The following is a 15,507-nucleotide window of genomic DNA, read 5'->3' as shown; positions in this document are numbered from 1 at the left end:
TTCCTGCCATCGCGAGGCCCGTCATGTCATTCGCCGTTCTCGATGCCGCCAGCACCGCGGCGCGCCTGCCATATCCCGCACTGGCGCGCGCCATCGCCGCCATGCTGGCCGAACTGCGCGCCGGCACGGCCAAGGCGCCGCCCCGCATCGCCTTGCCGGTGGGCGACGCCGAGGCGGGCGCCGGCACGCTGCTGGTGATGCCCGCCTGCAATGCGGAGCTGGTGATGACCAAGAACATCACCGTCCATCCGGACAACCCGCGCCGCGGCCTGCCCAATATCCTGGGCGAGGTGGTGGTGGCGCGGGCCGGCACCGGCGAGCGGATCGCCCTGCTGGACGGCCCGACCGTCACGGGCCGCCGCACCGCGGCCGTGTCGCTGCTGGCAGCCCAGTCCTTCGCCGCGCGCCCGGATGGCGAACTGCTGATCGTCGGCGCGGGCGTGCAGGCCTTGACGCACCTCGAGGCCTTCGTGGCCGGCCTGCCGGTGCGGCGCGTATGGGTGCACTCGCGCACACGGGACAAGGCGCAGGCGCTGGTGGCGCACGCGCGCACACTGGGTGTCGAGGCCGAGGTGGCGGACGCGGTGGCGACGGTGCTGCCGCGCGTGTCGATGGTGGTCACGGTGACGTCCAGCCTCAGCCCGGTGCTGCCGGATCTCGATGGCGGCCTGTGGCGCGATGATCATTTCGTGGCCGCGGTGGGGGCCTTCCGGCCCGAGATGTGCGAGCTGCCCGCGCGCCTCTGCCTGGCGGCGCAGCAGGCCGGGCGGCTGCTGGCCGATACCCTGTTCGGCATCGAGGAAGAAGCCGGCGACCTGCTGCAGGCCGGCGTCGACTGGGCGCGCGTGCAGCCGTTCGAAAGCGCGGTCCTCGAGGCCGAGGCGATCCGTGCGCGCGCCGGCAGTCCGCTGGTCTTCAAGAGCGTCGGCTATGCGCTGTGGGACCTCGCGGCCTGCGTGCTCGCCAGCCAGCAGGACGCGGCGGATTCGACCGTGGCAAATTAGTCACAGTTTGGGATCCATCTGTACGGATAGCCGGGGAGTTCTTGATGGTTAACCCTCGGTTTAGGTGAGTTCTTCTATGATTCCTAGCAGCGTTTGAAACAGTCATACGATTTCTGACGAGATAATGCACGCTCGCGGTAACGCGGAAATTCAGCAGGATTCAGCAGAAATTCAGAACAAGAAATCGGAAATCGGAAGACGGAGTGCGAGGAATGAGTTTTCAGTACAAGAAGGTGCTGATCGCGGGCGCTGCCATGCTGCTGGCCGGTGCTGCGCAGGCACAATCCGCGGGTAGCAATATCGTCAGCCTGGGCTGGTTCCGGGTCATGCCGACGGGATCGGCGGATCCGCTCACACTGGACAGCGTCAACGGCGTGCCGTTCGGCCAGCCCCAGCCTGGCACCGGCGCCAAGGTGGAGTCGGCCGATACGCTGGGCCTCGCCTTCACGCATTTCTTTACCGACAACATCGCGGGCGAGATCGTCGCCGGCATCCCGCCCAAGCATGACATCACCGGCCAGGGCTCGTTCGCCCAGTACGGCAAGCTCGGCTCGGTGCGGCAGTGGAGCCCGGCGGTGCTGGTGCAGTACCACTTCTTCGATGCCACCACCAAGCTCCGCCCCTATGTCGGCATCGGCGTGAACTACACGTGGTTCACCGCTGCCCAGGTGACCAACCAGTCCTTCGTGACCGGCACCTACGGCCCCGGGGCTTCCATTAGCGCGAGCGCCAAGTCGTCGTGGAACCCGGTCTTCAACATCGGCGCCAACTACGCCATCACCGACAAGTGGTTCGTGGGTCTCTCCGTGTCCTACTTGCCGCTGTCGACCACCGCCACCTTCACCACCCAGCGCGGTCCGGTGACCATCGTGTCGCATACCAAGATCAAGCTGGATCCGGTCGTGACCTACCTGAACGTCGGCTATCGCTTCTGACTTCCGTCTTCGGACGCGGCCCGACGCCACGCAACGGAAAAAGCGCCCCGCGGGGCGCTTTTTTTCTTGCCTGCGATGTGGGATCAGGCCACCGACTTGACCGGATAGCCGGCCGTCTCGATGGCCTGGCGCAGCGCCAGCACATCGGCCTGGCTTTCCACGCGGACGGCCTGGGCGGCCACGTCGGCCGACACCTGCGCGGCCGGATCGACGGCCTGCACCGCGCGCGTGATGGCGCCGACGCAATGGCCGCAGGACATGCCTTCTACCTGGAACTGGATCATCTGATTTCTCCTGGAGGGATGAAAGGGTGACTGGATGATGGGATCGCGATGATGCTAGTCTGGACCTTCCCATCGTGGGAAGCGCAAGCGTTGCATGCGTCGCATGGCGTGCCCGCCAGCCTTGACCTTCCCATCATGGTAACGTCCATGCTACGTCCATCGCCCATTGCGGAACCGACGGTCCATCATGTCCAGCGCTTCTTCCTCCCTGTCCCCCTCTGAATGGCGCCTGCCGATCGAAGGCATGACCTGCGCCTCCTGCGTGCGCCGTGTCGAGAACGCGCTGGCGAAGGTGCCCGGCGTGCACGACGTGGCCATCAACCTGGCGACCGAGCAGGCCACCTTGCACGCCGACGACGGCAGCGTGCTGCCGGCGGCCGCGCGCGCGGTCGAGCAGGCCGGTTATGCGGTGCCGCACGAGGAGATCGAGCTAGACGTCAGCGAGATGAGCTGTGCTTCCTGCGTGGGCCGGGTGGAGCGCGCATTGCGCGCCGTGCCCGGCGTGCTGGAGGCCCAGGTCAACCTGGCCACCGAGCGCGCCAGCGTGACGGTGCTGCGCGGCACCGCCGATGCGGACACGCTGGTGCAGGCGGTGGCGCGGGCCGGCTATGGCGCCGTGCCGCACGGCGGCCGGCCGGCCGCGGGCGAGGCGCGTCCGGCCTTCTGGGACGGTCCCTGGCCGGTGGCGCTGTCGGCCGCGCTGTCGCTGCCGCTGGTGGCGCCGATGGTGCTCGAATGGTTCGGTGTGCACTGGATGCTGCCCGGCGCGGTGCAATGGCTGCTGGCCACGCCGGTGCAGTTCGTGTTCGGCTGGCGCTTCTACAAGGCCGGCGCCAAGGCGGTGCGGGCCGGTACCGGCAATATGGACCTGCTGGTCGCGCTGGGCACCTCGGCGGCCTATGGCTTGTCGCTGTGGCAGATGCTGGCCGCGCCGGCCGATGCCATGCCGCACCTGTACTTCGAGAGCGCCGCCGTGGTCATCACGCTGGTGCGGCTGGGCAAGTGGCTGGAGGCGCGCGCCAAGCGCCAGACCGCCGACGCCATCCGTGCGCTGGCGGCGCTGCGGCCCGATACGGCGCGCGTGCGCCGTGATGGGGTCGAGAGTACCTTGCCGCTCGCCGCCGTGCGCGTCGGCGACGAGGTGGTGGTGCGTCCGGGCGAGCGCATCCCGGTCGATGCGGTGGTGATCGAAGGCCGCAGCCATGCCGATGAGTCGATGCTGACCGGCGAAAGCCTGCCGGTGCCGAAGCAGCCCGGCGATCGCCTGACCGGCGGCGCCATCAACCAGGAGGGCTTGCTGGTGGCGCGCACCGAGGCGATCGGTGCCGAGACCGTGCTGGCGCGCATCATCCGCATGGTCGAGCACGCCCAGGCCGCCAAGGCGCCGATCCAGCGCCTGGTCGACCAGGTCAGCGCGGTGTTCGTGCCGGTGGTGCTGGGGCTGGCGCTGCTGACGCTGCTGGGCTGGGGCCTCGTCGGCAGTGACTGGCAGGCGGGCCTGATCAACGCCGTGGCGGTGATGGTGATCGCCTGCCCGTGTGCGCTGGGACTGGCGACGCCGGCGGCGATCATGGCCGGCACCGGGGCCGGCGCACGCGCCGGCATCCTGATCAAGGACGCCGAGGCGCTCGAAGTGGCGCACCGCGTCAAGGTGGTGGCCTTCGACAAGACCGGCACGCTGACGGTGGGCCGGCCGCGTGTGGTGGCGTTGCGCGCGGCCGCAGGGCAGGACGCGCAGGCCGAGACGGCGCTGCTGGCGCGGCTGGCCGCGCTGCAGGCCGGCAGCGAGCATCCGCTGGCCCATGCGGTGCTGGCCGCGGCGCAGGCACGCGGGTTGGCCGTGGTGCTGGCCGACGAACTGCGCGCGCTGCCGGGGCAGGGCGTGGCCGGCAGCGTGGATGGTGTGGCGCTGCGGCTCGGCAGCGAAGGCCTGCGTGCAGCGATGGGCGCGCCGGCCGGCGCGCTGGAGGCCGATGCCGAGGCGCTGCGCGCGGCGGGGCGCACCGTCTCGTGGCTGCTGCAGGCCGAGCCGCCGCGTGTGCTCGGCCTGGTGGGCTTCGGCGACGAGATCAAGCCCGGCGCGCCGGCGGCGATCGCGCGGCTGCGCGCGGCCGGCATCCGCACGGTGATGCTGACCGGCGACAACCGCGGCGCGGCCGCGCAGGTGGGCCGCGCGCTGGGGCTGGACGAGGTGCAGGCGGAGGTGCTGCCGCAGGACAAGGCGGAGCGCGTGGCCGCGCTCGGGCGCGACGGCATCGTGGTGGCGATGGTCGGCGACGGCATCAACGATGCGCCGGCGCTGGCGGCCGCCAGCGTGGGCATCGCCATGTCCACCGGTACCGATGTCGCCATGCAGGCGGCCGGCATCACGCTGATGCGCGGCGACCCGTCGCTGGTGGCCGACGCGCTGTCGATCTCGCACCGTACCGTGGGCAAGATCCGGCAGAACCTGTTCTGGGCGTTCATCTACAACGTGGTCGGCATCCCGCTGGCGATGGCCGGCCTGCTCAACCCCATGCTGGCCGGCGCGGCCATGGCCTTCTCCAGCGTCAGCGTGGTCAGCAACGCGCTGCTGCTGCGGCGCTGGCGCCCGGCGCCGCCCGCCGCCACGCGGCCCGCTTCCGCCGGCCAGTCCGTTCCCGCGCAGGAGGCAGCATGAACATCGGCGAAGCGGCGCAGGCCTCGGGGGTCTCCGCCAAGATGATCCGGCACTACGAAGCGATCGGCCTGCTCGATGCCGCGCCGCGCAGCGACGGCGGCTACCGCCGCTACGACGAACGCGCGGTCCATACCTTGCGTTTCGTCCGGCGTGCCCGTAACCTCGGTTTCTCGCTGGACGAGATCCGCGGCCTGCTGTCGCTGTGGCACGACCGCGCGCGGGCCAGCGCAGACGTCAAGGCGCTGACGCTCAGGCATGTGGCGGAACTCGACCAGCGCATCGCCGAACTGCAGTCGATGCGGGACACGCTGGACCGGCTGGCGCAGGCCTGCAGCGGCGACGACCGCCCGGACTGCCCGATCCTGGCCGACATGGCCTGCGGCATGGAGCGTGACGGGGCCGGGCAGGCGGGGTGCTGCGGCTGAGACCGCTCGCCGGCGCTATCCAGGTGGTACGCCGACGCAGGTTGGGCGTGTGGTGGACGTGCGGTGGACGTGCGGTGGACGCGTGGCTGACTCTTGGGGGGAGAGGAGAGGGATGGAGCAATCGACTACCGACGCGGGCACCGTGCCGCCGCAAGGCGCCGCCGCCGACGAAGCCGCGGCGGCCTGCGTGGCGCTGCGCAGCCACCAGCGCATGCGTGACGGCACCGAACTGCTGCTGCGCACCTGGGAACCCGATGCAAGCCGCTTTCCCGCCGCCCTCGGCAGCGTGCTGCTGGTGCACGGCCTGGCCGAGCACAGCGGCCGCTACCAGCACGTGGCGCAGGTCTTGTGCGGGCTCGGCCTGCGCGTGCGTGCCTACGACCAGCGAGGCCACGGCGCCAGCGGTGGCGCGCGCATGGTGGCCGACCGTCCCGATGTCTTCGTCGACGACCTGGCCGAGATCTACGACGCGGCCACGGCGCAGTGGCACGAGCTGCCCTTCCTGTTCGGCCACAGCATGGGCGGCCTGGTCGCGGCACGGTTCGCCACCCAGCGCGTGCGCCCGCTCCGAGCGCTGGTGCTGTCCTCGCCGGCGCTGGCGCTGCGGCTGGGCGGCGCCGCGCTGACGCTGCAGCGGGTGCTGCTGACGCTGGCGCCGCGCCTGCGCATTCCCAATCCGATCGATGCACGCACGCTTTCGCACGATGCGGCGGTGGTGGCCGCCTACCGTGCCGATCCGCTGGTGCAGACCACCATCACCGCCGGCATGCTGGAGGTCTTCCTGCGCGGCATGCCGCGCGCGCAGGCCGAGGCGCCGCGGCTGGAAGCACCGATGCTGATGCTGGTCGGCGGTGACGACCGCGTGGTCGATGCCGAGGGCAGCCGCCGCTTCTTCGACCATGCGCCGCCCGAACTGCGCCGCATGGCCTGGTTCGACCATGGCTTCCATGAAGTGCTGAACGAGGCCGAGCCCTTGCGCGGCGAAGTGATGGCGGCGCTCACCGGCTGGCTGCGCGAGCGGCTGCAGCCGCCGCCGGCCTGATCGTCACCTGAGCGCCACCTGAGCGCCACCTGAGCGCCACCTGAGCGCCACCTGAGCGTCGTCGGAACGCCGCCGGGCTGCCCGATGGCCCGGCTCAGGGCTGGAACACCGCGGCGGTGAGGTCGAACAGCGCGGCAATGGCCGGCTCGTTGCGCCGCGCGGCCAGGGTCACCAGCGTCAGCTCGGTCTGCACCGACATTTCTTCCAGCACCACCAGGCCGTGCGCGTGCGATTCGCGCAGTGCGATCGCGTCGCGCACCAGCGACAGGCCCACGCCCGAGCGCACCAGGTCCAGCATCGACGCCTCCTGGTCCACCTGGGCCACCTTGACCGGCACCGCGCCGACGCTGTCGAAGCGCGCGCTCAGCAGCCGGCTGTGCGCCGACTCGGGCGGCGTCCAGATCCACGGCAGCGCGGCAAGCTGCGCCCAGGAGCGCCGGGCGGTGCGTTCGCGCCAGCCCTTGGGCGCCACCACGTAGTAGCGGAAGGGCGTCAGCGCCAGCGCATGGAACAGCTTCTCGGGCGGACGCCCGAGGTAGAAGCCCGCATCGAGCGCGCCCGCGCGTACCTGCTGCAGCACCCAGCCCGACATGCCGTGGCGCAGTTCGGTGCGGATCTGCGGATGGCGCTCGACCAGGGCGCGCAGCGTGACGCCGAGGCGCGTGAATTCGGGATCGAGGATGGTGCCGATGGCGAGCTGGCCGCGCACGGCGTGGTGCATTGCGCCGACCGTATGCTGCAGGTCGCCCGCGGCCTCCAGGATGCGTTCGGCCAGCGGCAGCAGCACGGCGCCGTCGGCGCTCAGCACGAGGCCGGCAGCGGTGCGCTGGAACAGGCGGAGCTGCCAGTCCGCCTGCAGGTGCTTGAGCTGCAGGCTCACGGCGGGCTGGGTCAGGTGCAGCCGCTGCGCGGCGCGGGTCAGGTTGCCTTCGCGCGCGACAGCGACGAAGGCGCGCAGTTGTACGAGGTCCACGGCAGGCGGAGAGCAGCCGATAGTGCGCTGCAATATTTTGCGATCCTTATATTGGGCTTGACGATAAATCATTGGACGGGTGTGCGCAAATGCGAGACGCTTGCCGTCGCCCGCCGGGATGCCAGCCGTCTGCGCGCGACGGCACGCTGCCAGGGAACCGCGGCAGCGCGCCAGGGTCATGAGGAAATGCAAACTCGCTCCGGTGCCGTACCGACAGGACGTGACAAGGGAAACATGGAGACCTACGACTACATCATCGTCGGCGCCGGCTCGGCCGGCTGCGTGCTGGCCAACCGCCTGAGCCAGGACAGCAATGTCAACGTGCTGCTGCTGGAGGCCGGCGGCAAGGACGACTATCACTGGATCCATATTCCGGTGGGCTATCTCTACTGCATCGGCAATCCGCGCACCGACTGGCTGTACCGCACCGCGGCCGAGGCCGGGCTGGACGGGCGTTCGCTCGGCTATCCGCGCGGGCGCGTGCTGGGCGGCTCGTCCTCGATCAACGGCATGATCTATATGCGTGGGCAGCGCGAGGACTACGACGCGTGGGCGCGCCTGAGCGGCGACGAAGGCTGGAGCTGGGACCAGGTGCTGCCGTTGTTCAAGCGCAGCGAAGACCACCATCGCGGTGCCAGCGAATTCCACGGCGCCGGCGGTGAATGGCGTGTCGAAGGGCAGCGGCTGCGCTGGGAAGTGCTGGAGCGCTTCATGGACGCGGCCGAGCAGGCCGGCATTCCGCGCACCGACGATTTCAACCGGGGCGACAACTTCGGCGTCGGCTATTTCGAGGTCAACCAGCGCCGCGGTATCCGCTGGAACACTTCGAAGGCCTTCCTGCGTGGTGCCTCGGATCGGCCCAACCTGACCATCATCACCGGTGCCCAGGTCAGTGAGCTGACCTTCGACGGGCAGCGCTGCACCGGGGTGCGCTTCACCGGCGCCGGCCGGCAGCACGAGGCCCGCGCCGCGCGCGAGGTGATCCTGGCGGCGGGCGCGGTCAATACACCGCAGCTGCTGGAACTGTCGGGCATCGGCCAGCCGGAACGCCTGCGCGCGCTCGGCATCGCCGTGCGCCAGGCGCTGCCGGGCGTCGGCGAGAACCTGCAGGACCACTTGCAGCTGCGCACGGTGGTCAAGGTGGACGGCGTGCGCACGCTCAATACACAGGTCGCGCACTGGTGGGGCAAGCTCGGCATCGGCCTGCAGTACGTCGTCAACCAGAGCGGCCCGATGAGCATGGCGCCGTCGCAGCTGGGCGCCTTTGCGCGCTCCGATCCCGGCCAGGCGCGCCCCAATCTCGAATATCACGTGCAGCCGCTCTCGCTCGACAAGTTCGGCGAGCCGCTGCACAGCTTCAACGCCTTCACCGCCAGCGTGTGCAACCTGCGCCCGAGCTCGCGCGGCAGCGTGCATATCGAGGCCGCTGACTTCCGCCGGCCGCCGGTCATCGCCCCGCGCTACCTGTCGACGGAAGAGGACCGCAAGGTGGCGGCCGATTCGCTGCGCCTGACGCGGCGCATCGTGGCCTCGCCCGCGCTGGCGCCGTTCCGTCCGCAGGAGTGGCTGCCGGGTCCCGGCGCGGAGAGCGACGAGGCGCTGGCCGAGGCGGCCGGCAAGATCGGCACCACTATCTTCCATCCGGTCGGTACCTGCCGCATGGGCCGTGCCGACGATGAGCAGGCCGTGGTCGATCCGCGCCTGCGGGTGCGCGGCGTGGCCGGCTTGCGCGTGGTGGACGCCTCGGTGATGCCGCTGATCACCTCGGGAAACACCAATTCGCCCACCATCATGATCGCCGAACGGGCCAGTGACATGATCCGCGAAGACTGGCGCCGCACGGCTTGAGCGAGGGCGGTGCGCGGCCTGCGCGCGAGCGGCGATCCCGTCCTTCGGAGGGGCCGCACCGACGTCATGAACATGACACGTGGTTCATGTTTCATGATTAGTGCAAACCCGGATGTTTTGCGACGCAGCAGGCGCACACAATAGACGCCTCAATCCGTGCAGCAGCCTGCACACGCGCTCTCCGGCCGATCACGGAAGACGCGGGCAGCGGGCAGCGCTGCATGGCGGCAAGAAGAATAAAAGACGTGCGGCGCGCGGACCAGGCGTGCCGCGAACGGTCGAAGCGCGGACACGACATCTCCGGGAGAGATGCGCGCGACGGTTCCAACCATTTGTCAGTGCCGGGCACGAGCCGGCATCCAGCAAGAGGGCGGGCAGGAGACTATGAATCAACAGGAAACCATCCTGGAAACACGGAACCTCACCAAGGAGTTCAAGGGGTTCACCGCCGTCAGCGATGTCAGCCTGCGCGTGCGGCGCGGCGCCATCCACGCGCTGATCGGCCCCAACGGGGCAGGCAAGACGACCTGCTTCAATCTGCTGACCAAGTTCCTGGAGCCGACCTCCGGCACCATCCTCTTCAACGGCATCGACATCACGCGCGAGAGGCCCGCGCAGATCGCGCGCCGCGGCGTGATCCGTTCCTTCCAGATCTCGGCGGTGTTCCCGCACCTGACCGCGCTGGAGAACGTGCGCATCGGCCTGCAGCGTCAGCTCGGCACCGCGATGCACTTCTGGCGCAGCGAGCGTTCGCTGGAAGTGCTGAACGACCGCGCCATGGAACTGCTCGAGCAGGTCGGCCTGACCGAGTTCGCCGACACCGTCACGGTGAACATGCCCTACGGCCGCAAGCGCGCGCTGGAGATTGCCACTACGCTGGCGATGGAGCCCGAGCTGATGCTGCTCGACGAGCCCACCCAGGGCATGGGTCACGAGGACGTCGACCGCGTCACGCAATTGATCAAGAAAGTGTCGGCGGGGCGCACCATCCTGATGGTCGAACACAATATGAACGTGGTCTCGTCGATCGCCGACAAGATCACGGTGCTGCAGCGCGGGGCCATTCTCGCCGAGGGCCCGTACGCGGAGGTGTCGAAGGACCCGCGCGTGATGGAAGCCTATATGGGCACCGCCGACGCCGAGCTGCAGGGCGCCCACTGAGCACGCCGACAGGGCGAAAGGACAGCGACATGAGCACCGAAGTGGGTACACAAGCGGGCGCGGCCGGTACGCCTGCGCTGGAAATCCGCGACCTGCACGCATGGTATGGCGAATCTCACATCCTGCACGGCGTGGACCTGACCGTGAACCGCGGCGAGGTGGTCACGCTGCTCGGGCGCAACGGCGCCGGGCGCACTACCACGCTGCGCGCCATCATGGGCCTGACCGGTGCGCGCAAGGGCTCGATCCGGGTCAACGGGCGCGAGACCATCCAGCTGCCGACGCACAAGATCGCGCATTGCGGCATCGGCTACTGCCCCGAGGAGCGCGGCATCTTCTCCAGCCTGTCGTGCGAGGAGAACCTGCTGCTGCCGCCGCACCTGAAAGGGCAGGGCGCGGGCATGAGCGAGGCCGAGATCTACGAGATGTTCCCCAACCTGAAGGAGCGCCGCCAGAGCCAGGGCACGCGCCTGTCGGGCGGGGAGCAGCAGATGCTGGCGGTCGGGCGCATCCTGCGCACCGGCGCCAACCTGCTGCTGCTCGACGAGATCTCGGAAGGGCTGGCGCCGGTGATCGTGCAGGCGCTGGCGCGCATGATCCTGACCCTGAAGAAGAAGGGCTACACGGTCGTGATGGTGGAGCAGAACTTCCGCTTCGCGGCGCCATTGGCGGACCGCTTCTACGTGATGGAGCACGGCGCCATCGTCGAACGCTTCGGCGCCGCCGAACTGCAGCAGAAGATGCCGGTGCTGCATGAACTGCTTGGGGTCTGACCCGCGAGCGGGTCGCAGCATGGTGCAAGAGCAGCAACCGGCGGCGTAGGGGCCGCCGCAACTCAGGAGACAAGCAATGAAGATGACTCGGCTGGCGGCCGCGATGGCTGCCTTGGCAATGGGCACGGTATCGGGTATGGCTGCGGCGCAGGTGTCGGGTGACACGGTCAAGATCGGCTACATCACCGACATGTCGGGCCTGTATGCCGACATCGACGGCCCGGGCGGCCTCGAGGCGATCAAGATGGCGATCGAGGATGCCGGCGGCAAGGTGCTCGGCAAGCCGATCGAGCTGGTCTCGGCCGACCACCAGAACAAGGCCGACATCGCCGCCTCGAAGGCGCGCGAATGGATGGACCAGCAGGGCCTGGACGTGCTGATCGGCGGCACCAATTCGGCCACCGGCCTGGCCATGAACAAGGTCGCGGCGGAGAAGAAGCGGGTCTACTTCAATATCGGCGCCGGCACCGCGCGCCTGACCAACGAGGAATGCACGCCCTACACGGTCCACTACGCCTATGACACGGTGGCGCTGGCCAAGGGCACCGGCAGCGCGGTGGTCAAGCAGGGCGGCAAGTCGTGGTTCTTCCTGACCGCCGACTACGCCTTCGGCCACTCGCTGGAGAACGATACGGCAGCGGTGGTCAAGGCCAATGGCGGCACCGTGGTGGGTTCGGTGCGCCATCCGCTGTCGGCTTCCGACTTCTCGTCCTTCCTGCTGCAGGCGCAGGCGTCGAAGGCGCAGATCCTGGGCCTGGCCAACGCCGGCGGCGACACCATCAACGCGATCAAGGCGGCCAAGGAATTCGGCATCACCAAGACGATGAAGATCGCCGGCCTGCTGATGTTCATCAACGATATCCACAGCCTCGGGCTGAAGAACACCGAAGGCCTGCTGATGACCGACAGCTGGTACTGGGACATGAACGACGAGACGCGCAAGTTCGCCAATCGTTTCTTCGGCAAGATGAAGAAGATGCCGAGCAGCCTGCAGGCGGCCGACTACTCGGCCGCGCGCACCTACCTGAAGGCGGTGGAAGCGGCCAAGACGGACGATCCGGACAAGGTCATGGCCGAGCTGAAGAAGATGAAGATCAACGACTTCTACACCAAGGGCTACATCCGCCAGGACGGTCGCGGCATCCACGACATGTACCTGATGCAGGTGAAGTCGCCGGCCGAGTCGAAGAAGCCCTGGGACTACCTGAAGGTGGTGGCGACCATCCCGGGCGACCAGGCCTTCACCACGGTGGCCGAGTCGAAGTGCGCACTGATGAAGAAGTAAGGCGCGGACCGCGCCGGGCCTGACGGTCCGGCCGGTCGCGGGCCCGGTCCGCGCAAGCGGGCGGGGCGGGGGAAGCGGGCCGGTCCGGCCGGTGCCGCGCACGGGCCGCGGCATGGCGGCGGCGCGCGCGACGGCCAGCGCGCTTCCCCGATCCCTTCTCCTGCCGCGCGGGAGCAGGGTGGCAATCACTCGGCAATGGAAACGGCTATCCGCCATGGACATCTTCGGAATACCTCTGCCCGCCATGCTGTCCCAGCTGCTGCTGGGGCTGGTCAACGGGGCCTTCTACGCGATGCTGAGCCTGGGCCTGGCGGTGATCTTCGGGCTGCTCAACGTCATCAATTTCGCGCACGGCGCGCTCTTCATGCTCGGTGCGGTACTGACCTGGATGGGCATGGAGTACGCCGGGCTCAGCTACTGGTGGATGCTGGTGCTGGCGCCGCTGGCGGTGGCGCTGATCGGCGTGGTGATCGAGCGCACCATGCTGCGCTGGATCTACAAGCTCGACCATATCTACGGCCTGCTGCTGACGCTGGGCATCACGCTGGTGGTCGAGGGCGTGTTCCGCTCCATCTTCGGCGTGTCGGGCCTGCCCTACTCGCCGCCGGATGCGCTGCAGGGCGCCACCGACCTGGGCTTCATGATCCTGCCCAACTACCGTGCCTGGGTGGTGGTGGCGTCAATCGCGGTGTGCCTGGCGACCTGGTACGTCATCGAGAAGACCAAGCTCGGCGCCTACCTGCGCGCGGGTACCGAGAATCCCAAGATGGTCGAGGCCTTCGGCATCAACGTGCCGTTGATGGTCACGCTGACCTACGGTTTCGGCGTGGCCCTGGCCGCCTTTGCCGGCGTGCTGGCGGCGCCCGTGATCCAGGTCTCGCCGCTGATGGGCCAGCACCTGATCATCGTGGTCTTCGCGGTGGTGGTGATCGGCGGCATGGGTTCGATCATGGGCTCGATCATCACCGGTCTGGGGCTCGGCGTGATCGAGGGGCTGACCAAGGTGTTCTATCCCGAGGCCTCGTCGACGGTAGTGTTCTTCATCATGGTCATCGTGCTGCTGCTGCGGCCGGCCGGCCTGTTCGGGAGAGAAAAGTGACTGGCGGACGAGCGCAGGGGACTGGCGTGGCGGCCGCGGTGGCCGGGGCGGATCGGGCAAGAGAGGGGCGTGGCGTGCAGAAGAAGATTTGGTATGGATTGCTGCTGGCGGGACTGATCGTCGCGCCGCTCGCCGGTGCCTATCCGGTGTTCGTGCTCAAGGTGCTGTGCTTCGCCTTGTTCGCCTGTGCCTTCAACCTGCTGATCGGCTACACGGGGCTGCTGTCGTTCGGCCACGCCGCCTTCTTCGGGGGGGCGGCCTACACGGCCGGCTATGCCATGAAGGCCTGGGGCGTGACGCCGGAAGTCGGGCTGGTGCTGGGCACCGTGGTCGGCGCGGCCATCGGCTACGTGGTGGGGGCGCTGGCGATCCGGCGCCAGGGCATCTACTTCTCGATGATCACGCTGGCGCTGGCGCAGATGCTGTACTTCTTCTGCCTGCAGGCGCCGTTTACCGGCGGCGAGGATGGGCTGCAGGGGGTGCCGCGCGGCAAGCTGTTCGGCGTGCTGCCGCTGGACAGCGACGTCACGCTCTACTATGTGGCGCTGGTGATCTTCGTGGCCGCCTTCGCCTTGATCGTGCGCACGGTGCATTCGCCCTTCGGCCAGATACTGAAGGCGATCAAGGAGAACGAGCCGCGCGCGGTCTCGCTCGGCTACGACACCGATCGCTTCAAGCTGCAGGCCTTCGTGCTGTCCGCGGCGCTGTCGGGGCTGGCCGGGGCGATCAAGGCCCTGGTGCTGGGCTTCGCCACGCTGACCGACGTGCACTGGTCGATGTCGGGCTCGGTGATCCTGATGACGCTGGTGGGCGGCCTCGGCACCCTGTCGGGTCCGCTGGCGGGTGCCTTCGTGGTCGTCGCGCTGGAGAACAAGCTGGGCGACATCGGCACCTTCCTGGCCTCGATGACGGGCATCGGCTGGTTCAATTCGCTGGGCGAGTCGGTGACGACGGTGACCGGCGTGATCTTCGTGATCTGTGTGCTGACCTTCCGCCGTGGCATCATGGGCGAGTTGCTGGCCCGCTTCGGGCGCCGGACGGGTTGATCGGGCGCCACGCCGGGACGATGAAAAAGTGACCCGTCGATGGCATGCCCGATTTTGGGGCTAGGGTTTCTGCTAGCTTGTCTCGAACGCACCGCTTCGTTACATTCCATATACGGTTTTCGCAGGTTAAATGGAGGCGGAAGCGAGGAGACGACAGGCGCGCACCCGGTGTCGGGTTGCAGTGCCAATAAAATAAAGGGCGTTGCCGGGTGATCCTCGGCAGCGCCTTTTTCCATTCCACCTCCAGTAATGCGCCGTAGCCGGCATGTGGCCACACCTGCGAATGCACCAGACGAGTGCATTTGCTGCATTTGCGAGTGCATTCGACGGCATGTGCGGCCATGCGACAATGCTCGCTCCGCCGTGGGGCCGGATGGCGCAGTACGCCGCGTTCCGCCTCGGCCCCCGACTATTCCTTCCTCCCGGTCCCTCCGTGTCCCTCTCTCCCCCGCCGGACCCGTTTCTGCCACCCGGGTTGTCCGTACGGCCCGCCGTCGCCGCCGATCTTCCGCTGTTGTCGTCCTGGCTGGACCGGGCGCGCCCCTTGCCGGTGCCGGCGCAGCGGGGCCGCCAGTTGCTGCTGGCGTCGCAGCTCAGCCGTCCGGAGCAGGGTGGTTGCCTGTTGTGCGAGGCGGGTGAGCGCCTGGTCGGCTGCCTGTCCTTCAACGTGGTGCCTTGCCTGGCCCAGGGCGGCCTGGCCGCCCTGGCGCTCGAGTGGTGGCATGACGGCGCCGACGCCGCCCCGGCGCTGGCGGCGAGCTGCGCGATGCTGGCCGACTGGTGCCGCGCGCACGGGATCCGGCAACTGCTGCTGGCGCCGGCGCTGGTCGACGCCGCCGCGCCGCCACAGGGATTCGCCGTGGACGCCTCCGGCCTGTGGTGCCGCATGCTGGTGCCCTCTTACAAGCGCCTGGGCTGAAGCCGGCGACTGGCGCCGCCACGTCAAGTTGCGGGCGTGACGCTTGGGGTAAAT

At 68.8% G+C, this 15,507-nt stretch carries 14 protein-coding genes; 12 read left to right on the top strand and 2 right to left on the bottom strand.

Annotated features, from left to right (window positions below):
- Positions 1-23 precede the first annotated feature (23 nt).
- The gene (locus BKK80_RS00785) at positions 24-1,004 is read left to right on the top strand and encodes a delta(1)-pyrroline-2-carboxylate reductase family protein (protein ID WP_071037735.1); all 981 of its coding nucleotides are present in this window, start codon (positions 24-26) and stop codon (positions 1,002-1,004) included.
- A 212-nt stretch (positions 1,005-1,216) separates the two neighbouring features.
- Complete coding sequence (locus tag BKK80_RS00780) at positions 1,217-1,939, top strand: OmpW/AlkL family protein (RefSeq protein WP_071068421.1); 723 nt, start codon at positions 1,217-1,219, stop codon at positions 1,937-1,939.
- An 83-nt stretch (positions 1,940-2,022) separates the two neighbouring features.
- On the opposite strand, the gene BKK80_RS00775 is transcribed toward BKK80_RS00780, so the two are convergent.
- On the bottom strand, positions 2,023-2,223 hold the full coding sequence (locus tag BKK80_RS00775; protein ID WP_071010434.1) for a heavy-metal-associated domain-containing protein: 201 nt from the start codon (positions 2,221-2,223) through the stop codon (positions 2,023-2,025).
- Between the two features lie 187 nt (positions 2,224-2,410).
- Between BKK80_RS00775 and BKK80_RS00770 the strand changes: the two genes are divergently transcribed.
- The 3 genes from BKK80_RS00770 to BKK80_RS00760 all read left to right on the top strand — a co-directional run bounded on the left by BKK80_RS00770 (position 2,411) and on the right by BKK80_RS00760 (position 6,349).
- Positions 2,411-4,882 (top strand): heavy metal translocating P-type ATPase, encoded by a 2,472-nt coding sequence (locus BKK80_RS00770; protein WP_071068420.1) that lies wholly within the window; start codon positions 2,411-2,413, stop codon positions 4,880-4,882.
- On the top strand, positions 4,879-5,307 hold the full coding sequence (cueR, locus tag BKK80_RS00765) for a Cu(I)-responsive transcriptional regulator (protein WP_071010432.1): 429 nt from the start codon (positions 4,879-4,881) through the stop codon (positions 5,305-5,307). The genes BKK80_RS00770 and cueR overlap by 4 nt, the downstream gene beginning before the upstream one ends.
- Before the next feature lie 112 nt (positions 5,308-5,419).
- On the top strand, positions 5,420-6,349 hold the full coding sequence (locus BKK80_RS00760; protein WP_071068419.1) for an alpha/beta hydrolase: 930 nt from the start codon (positions 5,420-5,422) through the stop codon (positions 6,347-6,349).
- 94 nt (positions 6,350-6,443) lie between these two features.
- Here the strand turns inward: BKK80_RS00760 and BKK80_RS00755 are convergent, their stop codons facing one another.
- Positions 6,444-7,322, bottom strand: a complete 879-nt coding sequence (locus tag BKK80_RS00755) for a LysR family transcriptional regulator (protein WP_071010430.1) — start codon at positions 7,320-7,322, stop codon at positions 6,444-6,446.
- Between the two features lie 234 nt (positions 7,323-7,556).
- Here BKK80_RS00755 and BKK80_RS00750 point away from each other — a divergent pair, with 234 nt between their 5' ends.
- The 7 genes from BKK80_RS00750 (at position 7,557) to BKK80_RS00720 (ending at position 15,453) form a co-directional block, all read left to right on the top strand.
- The gene (locus tag BKK80_RS00750) at positions 7,557-9,170 is read left to right on the top strand and encodes a GMC family oxidoreductase (RefSeq protein ID WP_071037738.1); all 1,614 of its coding nucleotides are present in this window, start codon (positions 7,557-7,559) and stop codon (positions 9,168-9,170) included.
- Positions 9,171-9,554: 384 nt separating this feature from the next.
- A complete protein-coding gene (locus BKK80_RS00745) occupies positions 9,555-10,331 on the top strand; it encodes an ABC transporter ATP-binding protein (RefSeq protein ID WP_071010427.1) in 777 nt (258 codons plus the stop codon).
- Positions 10,332-10,360: 29 nt separating this feature from the next.
- The gene (locus tag BKK80_RS00740) at positions 10,361-11,104 is read left to right on the top strand and encodes an ABC transporter ATP-binding protein (RefSeq protein WP_071010425.1); all 744 of its coding nucleotides are present in this window, start codon (positions 10,361-10,363) and stop codon (positions 11,102-11,104) included.
- Positions 11,105-11,180: 76 nt separating this feature from the next.
- Positions 11,181-12,389 carry an ABC transporter substrate-binding protein gene (locus tag BKK80_RS00735; protein WP_071010423.1) on the top strand — a complete coding sequence of 403 codons (1,209 nt, stop codon included), beginning with the start codon at positions 11,181-11,183 and terminating at the stop codon, positions 12,387-12,389.
- 214 nt (positions 12,390-12,603) lie between these two features.
- Positions 12,604-13,488, top strand: coding sequence for a branched-chain amino acid ABC transporter permease (locus BKK80_RS00730; protein WP_071010422.1), 885 nt, complete (start codon positions 12,604-12,606; stop codon positions 13,486-13,488).
- 74 nt (positions 13,489-13,562) lie between these two features.
- Positions 13,563-14,534, top strand: coding sequence for a branched-chain amino acid ABC transporter permease (locus BKK80_RS00725; protein WP_197523940.1), 972 nt, complete (start codon positions 13,563-13,565; stop codon positions 14,532-14,534).
- A gap of 475 nt (positions 14,535-15,009) precedes the next feature.
- Positions 15,010-15,453, top strand: a complete 444-nt coding sequence (locus tag BKK80_RS00720; RefSeq protein WP_236903703.1) for a hypothetical protein — start codon at positions 15,010-15,012, stop codon at positions 15,451-15,453.
- The last annotated feature ends 54 nt before the right edge of the window (positions 15,454-15,507 follow it).

This window comes from Cupriavidus malaysiensis, assembly GCF_001854325.1.
In the GTDB taxonomy this organism is placed as follows: domain Bacteria; phylum Pseudomonadota; class Gammaproteobacteria; order Burkholderiales; family Burkholderiaceae; genus Cupriavidus; species Cupriavidus malaysiensis.
Note: the sequence above shows the minus strand (reverse complement) of the source record. Positions and strands in the feature narration are given on the sequence as shown.